Annotated in this window: 13 protein-coding genes; 11 read left to right on the top strand and 2 right to left on the bottom strand. The window is 67.7% G+C overall.

Annotation, left to right across the window (positions count from 1 at the left end; all coding sequences use genetic code 11):
• Nucleotides 1-64 precede the first annotated feature (64 nt).
• The 10 genes from KTR66_RS10400 to KTR66_RS10360 all read left to right on the top strand — a co-directional run bounded on the left by KTR66_RS10400 (nucleotide 65) and on the right by KTR66_RS10360 (nucleotide 10143).
• Nucleotides 65-850, top strand: a complete 786-nt coding sequence (locus KTR66_RS10400; protein ID WP_371819082.1) for an ABC transporter ATP-binding protein — start codon at nucleotides 65-67, stop codon at nucleotides 848-850.
• Nucleotides 843-1547 carry an ABC transporter ATP-binding protein gene (locus KTR66_RS10395; protein ID WP_213612526.1) on the top strand — a complete coding sequence of 235 codons (705 nt, stop codon included), beginning with the start codon at nucleotides 843-845 and terminating at the stop codon, nucleotides 1545-1547. The genes KTR66_RS10400 and KTR66_RS10395 overlap by 8 nt, the downstream gene beginning before the upstream one ends.
• A 52-nt stretch (nucleotides 1548-1599) precedes the next feature.
• Nucleotides 1600-2835, top strand: a complete 1236-nt coding sequence (locus tag KTR66_RS10390; RefSeq protein ID WP_213612525.1) for an ABC transporter substrate-binding protein — start codon at nucleotides 1600-1602, stop codon at nucleotides 2833-2835.
• A 22-nt stretch (nucleotides 2836-2857) separates the two neighbouring features.
• Nucleotides 2858-4099 (top strand): ABC transporter substrate-binding protein, encoded by a 1242-nt coding sequence (locus KTR66_RS10385; RefSeq protein ID WP_213612524.1) that lies wholly within the window; start codon nucleotides 2858-2860, stop codon nucleotides 4097-4099.
• A gap of 64 nt (nucleotides 4100-4163) precedes the next feature.
• On the top strand, nucleotides 4164-5411 hold the full coding sequence (locus KTR66_RS10380) for an ABC transporter substrate-binding protein (protein WP_213612523.1): 1248 nt from the start codon (nucleotides 4164-4166) through the stop codon (nucleotides 5409-5411).
• A 64-nt stretch (nucleotides 5412-5475) separates the two neighbouring features.
• Entirely contained in the window at nucleotides 5476-6711 is a 1236-nt protein-coding gene (locus tag KTR66_RS10375) for an ABC transporter substrate-binding protein (RefSeq protein WP_213612522.1), read from the top strand.
• Nucleotides 6712-6796: 85 nt separating this feature from the next.
• A complete protein-coding gene (locus KTR66_RS10370; RefSeq protein ID WP_213612521.1) occupies nucleotides 6797-7681 on the top strand; it encodes a branched-chain amino acid ABC transporter permease in 885 nt (294 codons plus the stop codon).
• Nucleotides 7682-7684: 3 nt separating this feature from the next.
• The gene (locus tag KTR66_RS10365; protein ID WP_213612520.1) at nucleotides 7685-8671 is read left to right on the top strand and encodes a branched-chain amino acid ABC transporter permease; all 987 of its coding nucleotides are present in this window, start codon (nucleotides 7685-7687) and stop codon (nucleotides 8669-8671) included.
• Between the two features lie 305 nt (nucleotides 8672-8976).
• On the top strand, nucleotides 8977-9099 hold the full coding sequence (locus tag KTR66_RS25070; RefSeq protein WP_256437552.1) for a hypothetical protein: 123 nt from the start codon (nucleotides 8977-8979) through the stop codon (nucleotides 9097-9099).
• A gap of 18 nt (nucleotides 9100-9117) precedes the next feature.
• A complete protein-coding gene (locus KTR66_RS10360; RefSeq protein ID WP_213612519.1) occupies nucleotides 9118-10143 on the top strand; it encodes an NAD-dependent epimerase/dehydratase family protein in 1026 nt (341 codons plus the stop codon).
• Here KTR66_RS10360 and KTR66_RS10355 read toward each other — a convergent pair.
• The gene (locus KTR66_RS10355) at nucleotides 10131-10544 is read right to left on the bottom strand and encodes a globin family protein (RefSeq protein ID WP_213612518.1); all 414 of its coding nucleotides are present in this window, start codon (nucleotides 10542-10544) and stop codon (nucleotides 10131-10133) included. The two genes, KTR66_RS10360 and KTR66_RS10355, sit on opposite strands and share 13 nt — an antisense overlap.
• A 56-nt stretch (nucleotides 10545-10600) precedes the next feature.
• Nucleotides 10601-11077, bottom strand: a complete 477-nt coding sequence (locus tag KTR66_RS10350; RefSeq protein ID WP_213612517.1) for an Lrp/AsnC family transcriptional regulator — start codon at nucleotides 11075-11077, stop codon at nucleotides 10601-10603.
• 116 nt (nucleotides 11078-11193) lie between these two features.
• On the opposite strand from KTR66_RS10350, the gene hppD reads away from it, so the two are divergent.
• Nucleotides 11194-12294 carry a 4-hydroxyphenylpyruvate dioxygenase gene (gene hppD, locus KTR66_RS10345; protein ID WP_213612516.1) on the top strand — a complete coding sequence of 367 codons (1101 nt, stop codon included), beginning with the start codon at nucleotides 11194-11196 and terminating at the stop codon, nucleotides 12292-12294.
• Nucleotides 12295-12383 lie beyond the last annotated feature (89 nt).

Below are 12383 nucleotides of genomic sequence, written 5' to 3'. Positions count from 1 at the left end.
GCCATACAGGCGGCAAGGGGGCCCGCAAATGTGGCAACCCAGATATGCAAGGGGACAGGTCCGGGTGAGCGATACGATCCTTGAGACGCAAGGGCTGACAAAGGAGTTCCGCGGCTTTCTCGCGGTTCAGGGCGTCAACCTCTCCATCCGCCGCGGCACGATCCATGGCTTGATCGGGCCCAACGGCGCCGGCAAAACCACCTGTTTCAACCTGCTGACCAAATTCCTGATCCCGACGCGTGGCAAGATCACCTATGACGGCCGGGACATCACCAATATGAAGCCCGCCGAGGTCGCGCGCCTCGGTCTCGTCCGGTCCTTTCAGATCTCGGCGGTGTTTCCGCATCTGACCGTCCTGGAGAATGTGCGCGTGGCCCTGCAGCGGGCGCGGGGCGGCAGCTTCGACTTCTGGCGCTCGGACGCCGTGCTCAAGAGCTTTGACGGCCGTGCGCGCGAACTGCTGAACGATGTGGGCCTGACCGAATATGCCGAGCTCCAGGCCGGCTCGCTCCCCTACGGCCGCAAGCGCGCGCTGGAGATCGCGACCACGCTCGCGCTCGAGCCCACCATGATGCTCCTGGACGAACCCACGGCCGGCATGACGCATGAGGATGTGGACCGCATCGTGGCCTTGGTGAAGCGCGTCTCCAAGGGCCGCACCGTGCTGCTCGTCGAGCATAATCTGAAGGTCGTCGAAGGCCTTTGCGACAACATCACCGTCCTCGCCCGTGGCGAGGTGCTGGCCGAAGGGGACTACATGACCGTCAGCCGCAACCCCGACGTCCAGGCCGCCTATCTCGGCACGGATCCCGCCTCGGTCGGCGCGCCGGAGGCCACCGCCCATGGCTGAGCCGCTGCTGAAGGTCGAGGGCCTCGAGGCCTGGTACGGGGAAAGCCACGTCCTGCATGGCGTGGGCCTCGAGATCAACGAGGGTGAGGTGGTGACCCTGCTCGGCCGCAACGGCGCGGGCAAGACCTCCACGCTGCGCGCCATCATGGGGCTGGTGGGCCGCCGTTCCGGCTCCATCCGCTTCGAGGGGAAGGAGACGATCGGCCTGCGTTCGGACCTGATCGCCCAGGCCGGCATCGCCTATTGCCCGGAGGAGCGCGGCATCTTCGCCTCGCTCGACGTGACGGAAAACCTGATGCTGCCGCCGGTGATCCGGCCGGGCGGCCTCTCGGTGGCCGAGATCCACACGCTCTTCCCCAACCTGAAGGAGCGCGCGCGCAGCCCGGGCACCAAGCTTTCGGGCGGCGAGCAGCAGATGCTCGCCATCGGCCGCATCCTGCGCACCGGTGCCAAGCTGCTCCTGCTGGATGAGCCGAGCGAGGGCCTGGCCCCGGTCATCGTGCAGCAGATCGGCCGCACCATCCGCGAGCTCAAGACGCGCGGCTTCACCGTGCTGCTGGTGGAGCAGAATTTCCGCTTCGCCCAGACGGTCGCCGACCGCCACTACGTCATGGAGCACGGCCATGTCGTGGACATGGTGCCGAATTCCGAGCTGATGTCCTCGCTCGACCGTCTGCACGAATACCTGGGCGTCTGACCCGGGATCATGAAAAACGTCCAATGAAAAACGACCACAGGGAGCTGAGACGATGACCGAAGCCACACGCCGCACCCTCCTGGGCGGCATCGCCGCCGCCCCCCTGGCGGCGGCCCCGCTCTCCGCGCGCGCCCAGGCGGCGAACACCATCCGCATCGGCGTGCTGACCGACCTCTCCGGCACCTTCCGTGACCTGAACGGGCCGAACACCGTCGCCGCCACGCGCCTCGCCGCGCAGGAATTCGCCGGCCGCGGCTTCAATGTCGAGGTGGTGGTGGCCGACCACCAGAACCGCCCCGATGTCGGCGTGAACATCGCCCGCCAGTGGTTCGACCGCGAGAATGTGGATGTGGTGACGAGCCTCGCCGCCTCCTCCGTGGCACTCGCTGTCTCCGACGTGGCGCGGGAGCGCAACAAGGTGGCGATCGCGACCTCGACCGCGACCTCGGACCTGACGGGTCGCGCCTGCAACGCGAACACCATCCACTGGGTGTACGACACCTACATGCTGGCCAAGACCAGCGGCCTCGCCACCGTGCGGGCGGGTGGCGACACCTGGTTCTTCATGACGGCGGACTACGCCTTCGGCCATGCGCTGGAGCGCGACACGTCGAACTTCGTGCGCGCCGCAGGCGGCCGCATCGTCGGCAGCGTGCGCACGCCCTTCCCGGGAACGACGGATTTCAGCTCCTTCCTGCTGCAGGCGCAGGCCAGCCGCGCCAAGGTGATCGGCCTCGCGAATGCCGGCGTGGACACGATCAACTCCATCAAGCAGGCGGCCGAATTCGGCATCACGCGGCGCGGCATCAAGATCGCCTCGCTGCTGCTCTTCATCACGGACGTCCATGCGCTCGGCCTGCAGGTCGCGCAGGGGCTGATCTGCGCCAACACCTTCTACTGGGACGCGAATGACCAGACGCGCGGGCTGACGCGCCGCATCCGCGCGCTGGCCGGTGGCGACACGCCGGTCGCGATGAGCCATGCGGGCGATTATGCCGGCACGCTGCACTACCTGAAGGCGGTGGCCGATATGGGCGTGGCGAACGCCAAGGCCAGCGGCCGCGCCACCGTCGAGCGCATGAAGGCGATGCCGACGCAGGACGACGCCTTCGGCGCCGGCACCATCCGCGCCGATGGCCGCAAGCTCCATCCGGCCTACCTCTACGAGGTGAAGACGCCGGCCGAGAGCCGCTACCAGCACGATTACTACAAGCTGCTGCAGACCACGACGGCGGAGGAGGCCTTCCGCCCCCTCGCCGAGGGTGGCTGCCCGCTGATCCGAACCTGATCCACAACCACGGGACGACCATATGACCGAATCCAGCCGCCGCAATTTCCTCACCGCCACCGGTTCGCTCGGCCTTGCCGCCGCGACGCCGGTCACGGGCGCGCGCGCCCAAGCGGCGAATACCATCCGCATCGGTGTGCTCACCGACATGTCCGGCCCCTTCCGCGACATTTCGGGGCCGACCAGCGTGGTGGCCACGCGCACGGCGGTGCAGGATTTCGGCAATCGCGGTTTCAACGTGGAAGTCCTGGTCGCCGATCACCAGAACCGCCCGGATGTCGGCGTCTCGCTGGTGCGCCAGTGGATCGACCGCGACGGCGTCGATTGCGTGGTGGATGTGCCCTCCTCGGGCGTGGCGCTGGCGGTGAACTCCGTCATGCGCGAGCGCAACAAGGTCTATCTGAACAGCACGGCCGCCACGGTCGAGCTGACGGGCGGCCAGTGCTCGCCCAACACCATCCACTGGACGTATGACACCTGGATGCTGGCGCGCAGCACTGGCGGCGCGCTGGTGCGCGCGGGTGGCCAGAGCTGGTTCTTCATCACGGCGGACTATGCCTTCGGCCACAGCCTCGAAAACCAGACCATGGAGTTCGTCCGCTCCGCCGGCGGGCGCGTGGTGGGCAGCGTCCGCCACCCCTTCCCGGGCACGACGGACTATTCCTCCTTCCTGCTGCAGGCGCAGGCGAGCCGGGCGCAGATCGTCGGCATCTCCAACGCCGGCGTGGACGCGATCAACGCCATCAAGCAGGCAGGCGAGTTCGGCCTGATGCGCCGCGGCCAGCGCGTGGCGGGCCTGCTGGTCTTCGTGAATGACGTGAACAGCATGGGCCTGCAGATTGCGGGCGGCTCGGTCTGCACCGAGACCTTCTACTGGGACCTGAACGACCGCACCCGCGCCGTCAGCCAGCGCATCGTCGCCAATGGCACGCCCGGCGGCAACCGCCCCTCGATGGGCCATGCCGGCTGCTACAGCGCCACGCTGCACTATCTGAAGACGGTGGCCGACATGGGCATCGCCAATGCCAAGGCCAGCGGCGTGGACGTGATCAACCGCATGAAGGCCATGCCGACGGATGACGACGCTTTCGGCGCCGGTACCATCCGCCCCGATGGCCGCAAGCTGCACCCCGCCTACCTCTTCCAGGTGAAAACGCCGCAGGAGAGCCGCGGCCCCTGGGATTTCTACACGCTTCTCCAGACCACCCCGGCCGAGGAAGCCTTCCGCCCCATGGCGCAAGGCAATTGCGCGCTGGTTCGCTGACACCAACAACCGGGGGTGAGTGGGCGAGAGATCCGCCACCCCCACCCAACGGGAGCCTTGTCCAATGACCCAGATTGATCGCCGCACACTGATCGGCGGCGCCGCCGCCACCGCCGCCTTCGGCGCCCTGCCGAGCTGGCAGGCCCGCGCCCAGGCCGCGAACACGGTGCGCATCGGCGTGCTGAATGACCAGTCCGGCCTCTATCGGGACGTGAACGGCCCGGGCTCCGTCGCCTGCGTGCGCCAAGCCATCCAGGATTCCGGCATCACCGCGCGCGGCATCAATGTCGAGGTCCTGGTGGGCGACCACCAGAACCGCCCCGATGTCGGCGCCACGCTGACCCGCCAGTGGATCGACCGCGACAATGTGGACGTGATCCTCGACGTGCCGACCTCCTCGGTGGCGCTCGCCGTCAACACCATCGTGCGCGAGCGGAACAAGATCTTCCTGAACTCCTCGGCCGCGACGAGCGACCTGACGGGCGCGCAGTGCTCGCCCAACACCATCCACTGGACCTATGACACCTATATGCTCGCCAAGAGCACGGGCGGCGCCATGGTCCGCGCGGGCGGCGACACCTGGTTCTTCCTGACGGCCGACTACGCCTTCGGCCATGCGCTGGAGCGCGACACCTCCAACTTCGTGCGCGCCGCCGGCGGCCGCGTGGTGGGCGGCGTGCGCACGCCCTTCCCGGGTACCGATTTCTCGGGCTTCCTGGTGCAGGCGCAGGCGAGCCGCGCCAAGGTCGTGGGCCTCGCCAATGCGGGCGGCGACACCATCAACTCCATCAAGCAGGCGGCCGAGTTCGGGCTGACGCGGCGCGGCACCAAGCTCGCCGCCCTGCTCATGTTCATCTCGGACGTGCACTCGCTGGGTCTCGAGACGGCGCAGGGCCTCGTTTGCACCGAGACCTTCTACTGGGATCTGAACGACCGCACCCGCGCCTTCACGCGCCGCGTGCTGCCCAACATGCCCGGCGGTTCGCTGCGCCCCGGCATGGGCCAGGCCGGCTGCTACTCCGCCGTCTTCCACTACCTCAAGGCCGTGGCCGAGATGGGCGTGCCGGCCGCCCGCGCCAGCGGCGTGGAGACGGTGAACCGCATGAAGGCCATGCCGACGGATGACGACGCGATGGGCCAGGGCAGCATCCGCGCCGATGGCCGCCGCATCCAGCCGAGCTACCTCTTCGAGGTGAAGTCCCCGCGCGAGAGCCGCGGCCCCTGGGACTACTACAAGCTGCTTCAGACCACGCCGGCCGAGGAGGCATTCCGCCCGATGGCCGAGGGCGGGTGCGCCTTTCTGCGGACCTGACCCGAACCCCGGGGGTGAGCGGGCGCCAGACCCGCCATCCCCATCACCGAGGGAGTAAAGTTCCATGACCGAATTCAACCGTCGCACGCTGATCGGAGGGGCCGCCGCCACGGCGGCCTTCGGTGCGCTGCCGCTCTCGCGCGCCCGTGCGCAGGCGGCGAACACCATCCGCATCGGCGTCCTGAACGACCAGTCCGGCCCCTACCGTGACATTTCGGGCCCTTATGGTGTGCAATGCGCCATGCAGGCGGTGGCGGAATTCGGCAATCGCGGCTTCAACGTCGAGGTCATCAACGCCGACCACCAGAACCGCCCCGATGTCGGCATCAACATCGCGCGCCAGTGGTACGACCAGGGCGTGGACGTGATCGTGGACGTGCCCACCTCCTCGGTCGGCCTCGCCGTCGCGAATGTCGCGCGCGAGAAGAACAAGGCCTATCTGAACACCGGCTCCGCCACCTCGGACCTGACCGGTGCGCAGTGCAGCCCGAACACCATCCACTGGATGTACGACACCTACATGCTGGCGAAGTCCACCGGCGCGGCCATGGTGCGCGCGGGCGGCGACAGCTGGTACTTCATCACCGCCGACTACGCCTTCGGCCATGCGCTGGAGCGCGACACGGGCAATTTCGTCCGCTCGGCCGGCGGGCGCGTGCTGGGCAGCGTCCGCTATCCCTTCCCGGCAACGACGGATTTCAGCTCCTTCCTCGTGCAGGCGCAGGCTTCGCGCGCCAAGGTGATCGGCTTCGCCAATGCGGGGGCGGACACCATCAACTCCATCAAGCAGGCGGCGGAATTCGGCGTGACGCGCCGCGGCACCAAGCTCGCCGCCCTGCTGATGTTCCTGCCCGATGTGCACTCCATCGGCCTCGACACCGCCCAGGGCCTGGTGCTGACCGAGAGCTTCTACTGGGACCTGAACGACCGCACCCGCGCCTTCACCGAACGCATGCGCCCGCGCCTGCGCGACGTGGTGCCCAATATGGCGTCGGCCGCCAACTACTCCTGCACGCTGCACTATCTGAAGGCGATCGCCGATATGGGCGTGCCGGCGGCGAAGGCCTCCGGCGTCGAGGTCATCAACCGCATGAAGGCGATGCCCTGCGACGACGACGCCTTCGGCCCGGGGGTGATCCGCGCCGATGGCCGCAAGCTCTGCCCCTCCTACCTCTTCGAGGTGAAGTCCCCGCGTGAGAGCCGTGGGCGGTGGGACTACTACAAGCTTCTCCAGACCACCCCCGCCGAGGAGGCCTTCCGCCCCCTCGCCGAGGGCAATTGCGCCTTCCTCCGCACGTAAGGGCGGCTCTTTCTTCCCACTCGCGGCCGGCTGAGAGGTCATCCTCAGGGCCGGCCGCACATGCATCCTAGGAAACGGACCAGGCATGGACGAGATTTTCGGCATCCCCGCGCCGCTGCTCTTCGGGCAGCTGTTGTTGGGCCTCATCAACGGGGCCTTCTACGCGCTGCTCTCGCTCGGGCTCGCCGTGATTTTCGGCATGCTCAACGTGATCAACTTCACCCATGGCGCGCAGTTCATGATGGGCGCTTTCGTCGCCTGGATGCTGCTGAACTACCTGGGCATCGGCTATTGGGGCGCGCTGCTCATCGCGCCGCTGATCGTGGGGCTGACAGGCGTCATCCTCGAACGAACAATGATCGCCCGATTGTACAAGCTCGATCACCTCTATGGCCTGCTGCTCACCTTCGGCGTCGGCCTGATCATCGAGGGCCTGTTCCGCAACGAGTTCGGCTCCTCGGGCATGCCCTACCGCATCCCGGCCGAGCTGACCGGCGCCTGGGATCTCGGCTTCATGTTCATGCCGATCTACCGCGGCTGGGTCGTCGTCGTGGCGCTGGTGATGTGCCTCGCCACCTGGCTGGTGATCGAGAAGACCAAGATCGGCTCCTACCTGCGCGCCGCGACCGAGAACCCGGCGCTGGTGCAGGCCTTCGGCATCAACGTGCCGCGCATGATGACGCTGACCTATGGCGCGGGCGTGGCGCTGGCCGCCTTCGCGGGCGTTCTGGCCGCGCCGATCTATTCGGTGAACCCGCAGATGGGTGCCAACCTCATCATCATCGTCTTCGCCGTCGTCGTCATCGGCGGCATGGGCTCCATCCTCGGCTCCGTCATCACCGGCTTCTCGCTGGGGGTGATCGAGGGTCTCACCAAGGTCTTCTATCCGGAGGCATCATCCACCGTGATCTTCGTCGTCATGGCGATCGTGTTGCTGGCGCGTCCCGCCGGCCTGTTCGGGAGGAGCTGAGCGATGGCGGCTCCCGGCGGTTTCAGCGGCACCGACTTCAAGCAGGAGGAAGACGTCTTCCTCGGCTTCACCAAGGCGCAGCTCCTGGCGTTCCTCGCGATGGTGGCCTTCATCGCGATCAGCCCCTTCTTCCTCTATCCCGTCTTCCTGATGAAGCTGTTGTGCTTCGCGCTCTTCGCCTGCGCCTTCAACCTGCTGATCGGCTATGTCGGCCTGCTCAGCTTCGGGCATGCGGCGTATTTCGGCATGGGCGGGTATCTGGCGGGCCATGCGGCCAAGGTCTGGGGCTTCACGCCCGAGATCGCGATCCTGATCGGCGGCGCCACGGGTGCCGCGCTCGGCCTCGTCATCGGCTGGATCGCCATCCGGCGCCAGGGCATCTACTTCGCCATGATCACGCTGGCCTTCGCGCAGATGGTCTATTTCTTCTGCGTGCAGGCGCCCTTCACCGGCGGTGAGGACGGCATCCAGTCCATCCCGCGCGGCAAGCTGCTGGGCGTGGTGGACCTGACGGCCGACCTGACGATGTACTGGCTCACGGCCGGCATCTTCCTGGCGGGCTTCCTGCTGATCCATCGCATCGTGCATTCGCCCTTCGGCATGGTGCTGAAATCCATCCGTGAGAACGAGCCGCGCGCGACATCGCTCGGCTATCGCACGGATGACTACAAGCTGATGGCCTTCGTGCTCTCGGCCGCGCTGGCCGGCGTGGCGGGCGGCCTGAAGTCCATCGTCTTCGGCATCGCGACGCTCACCGACGTCTTCTGGACCATGTCGGGCGAGGTGGTGCTGATGTCCCTGGTGGGTGGCCTCGGCACGATCTTCGGGCCGGTGGTGGGTGCGGCCGTCATCATCACCATGCAGAACTACCTGGCCGAGTTCGGCGCCTGGGTCACGGTGATCCAAGGCGTGATCTTCGTGCTCTGCGTGCTCGCCTTCCGCCGTGGCGTGGTGGGCGAGATCGGGAACTGGCTGCGCGTCCGGCTCTGAGCGCGCATCACGGCTGAACCGCCCCGGGCTGTCCCTGCCGAAGGGATGGCCCGGGGCTTTTTTCATGCCATAGCCTGGATCATGCCGTGATCGAAATGCTCAGAAATTTTGCATAGACTAATTTTTGGAACAAAACTACTTGCATTCCTGTGAGTGTCAGTCTAAAAAGCGTCACATCGGATGAGCGTTCGCGACCCCCCGCGCAGCGCCCCCGGTCAAGGGCGGGGCCAGAGCCTGCCCGCTGAGGAATGACGATGTCCGGGCTTCCTGCCGCTCCGCGGCCGTCGCGCGCGGCTCATGAGGAAATGAGCACCCTCGAATACGCGATGGCGACGGGCTTCGTGCTGACCGCGTTGGTCGTTGCCGTGCCCTCCGTCCCGATCGCGCTGCGATCGGCCGCACGTCTTCTGCTCGCCCGCTTCGCCTGACCCCCCGGAGGCGTACCCATGTCCCGCTATCTCGTCACTGGCGGCGCCGGCTTCATCGGAAGCCACCTGACCGAGGCTCTGCTGCGGGCGGGCCACCGGGTGCGCGTGCTGGATGACCTCTCCTCCGGCGTACGCCCCGCAGACCCTGCCGTGGAATTCCTGGAGGGCGATGTCGCGGATGCGACGCTCGTGCGCCGCGCGGTCGAGGATTGCGCCGGGATCTTCCACCTCGCCGCCATGACCGCCGAAGCCCGCTGCCAGGAGGGCTGGTCCCGCTCCCACGCGGTCAATCTGGGCGGCACCATCGCCGTTCTGGACGCGGCGCGCGCCGCCGGGCGCATTCCCGTCTGCTTTGCCTCCTCCGCCGCCATTTATGGCGAGCAAGGGCCGCGGGCCATTCAGGAGGCCGCGCGTCCGCGCCCCCATGGCCATCTGGGCGCCGACAAGCTGGGCGCCGAGCATCACGCCGCGCTGGCCTTCGCCCAGCACGGCGTTCCCAATCTCGGCCTGCGCATCTTCCATGCCTATGGCCCGCGCGCCGAGGGCCACCGGCGCGACGTCGTCGCGATCTTCGCCGAGCGCATCCTGGCGGGCCAGGTCATCACCCTGCATGGCGATGGCCAGCAGGTGCGGGACTTCGTCCATGTTTCAGACGTGGTGCGGCATTTCTTCGCTGGTATGCAGATGCTGCAGCTTCAGCCCCAGGCCTTGGCGCTCAACCTCTGCACCGGCCGCGGCACGACGCTGCGCGGACTGGCCGACCTGATGGGCGTGGTCGCCGCCCGAGTGCCGCTGGTGCAATTCGGCCCCCGCCGCCCGCAGGACCTGCGCGCCCTGCTGGGTGACCCGAACGAAGCGATCCATGTGCTGGGCGTCGAGGCCGCGACGGATCTTGAGACGGGGCTGCGCACGCTCTTCCCCGCACCACCGCCCTCTGCCCTCGAATGGGCCCGGCGGGCGCCCATGCCCCGCCCTCCGCGGGCCGGCATCGGCCCCGCCCCGGCCGCCGGCATGGGCGGCCGCGCCCTGCATCACCCGGGGTAGGCGGCCTCGATCATGATGGCGCTCAGCAGATCATAGGCGGCGGTCCACGCGGCCTCCACCTCGGGCGTGAAGCTGGCGCCAAGGCCCTGGCCCAGCGTCCAGAGAAGGGCGGCGCCCACGCTGGCGTAATGCGCCCGCGTCACGCCATAGCCGACATGCCGGCGCGCCATGTCCTGCGCGGCCGGGATCACCACCTCGGGCCGGTTCAGCCCGTTCACCACCATCGCGATCGCCGCCATCAGCTTGTGCCCCTGCAGGGCCATGTCGCTTTTCGCGAAAAGGGGCGCGGTGGAGGGGTCCGCCTCCCGCAGCCTCGCATAGAAGATCCGCGCGGCGGTCTCCTGGATCGCCTCGACCTGGCGGAAGCTCTGCTGGACGAGGGAGATCTGGTCGGGCGTCATCCGGAAGACCTTGCGGTGGCACGGCCGTATAGACGCCCTGTGCCGTGCCGCGCCAGTCAGACCGGTACGTCCCCGCCCTCCTTCAGCGTGGCCAGGACGAAGCTGCTGCGGGTTTCCTTCACCCCGGGCATGCGCAGCAGGCCGCGCGTCGCGAACTCACCGAAGGCCTCCATGTCGGGTGCGAGGACGTGCAGCAGGTAGTCCATCTCGCCGCTCATCGTATAGGCGGCGATGACCTCGGGCCGGGCGGCGAGTGCGGTGTGGAAGCGCTCGGCCACCTCCTCCGAATGGCTTTCCAACGCGACCTGCACGAAGGCCTGCAAGGGCAGGCCGACGCGCGCGGCGCTGATGCGCGCGGCATAGCCGGCGATCACGCCGGCTTCCTCCAGCCGTTTCACGCGGCGCTGGCAGGGGGTGGCGGAAAGGCCGACCTGCTCGGCCAGCGCGGTGATGGGGAGGCGGCCGTCGCGCTGCAGGGCGCGCAGGATGCGACGATCCGCCGCATCCAGGCCAATCGTGGTGGTTTTCCCCATGAATGCATCCTTTGGGAGTGAAAGATTGTCATCCTCCTCCTCTCTAGCAGCGCATTCGGTGAGTTTCACCCAGGATCACCCGCTACAAGGCGAGAAACCCGCCCAGGAGAGCGTCCATGGACATCCCGCCCGACCGTACCGACATCGCCGGCCGCATCTGCGAGGCCAACCCCATGGGGACGGACGGCTTCGAGTTCGTGGAGTTCACCGGCCCGGACACGGCGCATCTGCGCGACGTCTTCGCCCGCCTCGGCTTCACCATGGTCGCGCGCCATCGCAGCAAGGATGTGACGCTCTGGCGCCAGGGCGAGGTGAACTTCATCCTCAACGCCGAACCCGCGAGCTTCGCGCAATCCTTCGGCCGCGTGCACGGCCCATCGGCCTGCGCCATGGCCTTCCGCGTGGCTGATGCGGCCGCCGCCTTCGAGCGCGCGATCAGCCTGGGCGCCCGCCCCTTCCATGGCCGCGTCGGGCCGATGGAGCTGAACATCCCCGCCATCGAGGGCATCGGCGGCTCGCTGATCTATTTCGTGGATCGCTACGGCGCCAAGGGCTCGATCTACGACGTGGATTTCCGCTGGATCGACGGCGTGGACCCGAACCCGGCCGGCCATGACCTGACGGTGATCGACCACCTGACGCACAATGTGCATCGCGGCCGGATGGACGCCTGGGCCGGCTTCTATGAGCGCCTCTTCAACTTCCGCGAGATCCGCTACTTCGACATCGAGGGCAAGCTGACCGGGCTGAAGTCCAAGGCGATGACCTCGCCCTGCGGCCAGATCCGCATCCCGATCAATGAGAGCAGCGACGACAAGTCGCAGATCGAGGAATATCTCCGCGCCTATGGCGGCGAGGGCATCCAGCACATCGCGATGGGCACCAAGGACATCTACGCGAGCGTGGAGGGCCTGCGCCGCGAGGGCGTGGCCTTCCTCGATACGCCCGACACCTATTACGAGCTGCTGCCCGGCCGGCTGCCCGGCACGGATGAGGATTTCGCGCGGATGCAGCGCAACCGCATCCTGATGGATGGCTCGCCTTCCGGTGGCCGCCTGCTGCAGATCTTCACCAACACCGTGATCGGCCCGATCTTCTTCGAGCTCATCCAGCGCAAGGGCGACCAGGGCTTCGGCGAGGGCAATTTCCGCGCGCTGTTCGAAAGCATCGAGCTGGACCAGGTGCGGCGCGGCGTGTTGAAGCCCGCCGCCGAATAGGCGGGCAATCCGGAGCAGGGGATCGCCGCTTTCGCGGGCAGGTGGCCGCGGGTGCCGCGCCGGCCGGTCGGGGTGCCCCTTGCATCCCG

This window comes from Roseococcus sp. SDR (genome assembly GCF_019083995.1).
Taxonomy (GTDB): Bacteria; Pseudomonadota; Alphaproteobacteria; order Acetobacterales; family Acetobacteraceae; genus Roseococcus.
This window is presented reverse-complemented; position numbering and strand designations above follow the sequence as displayed.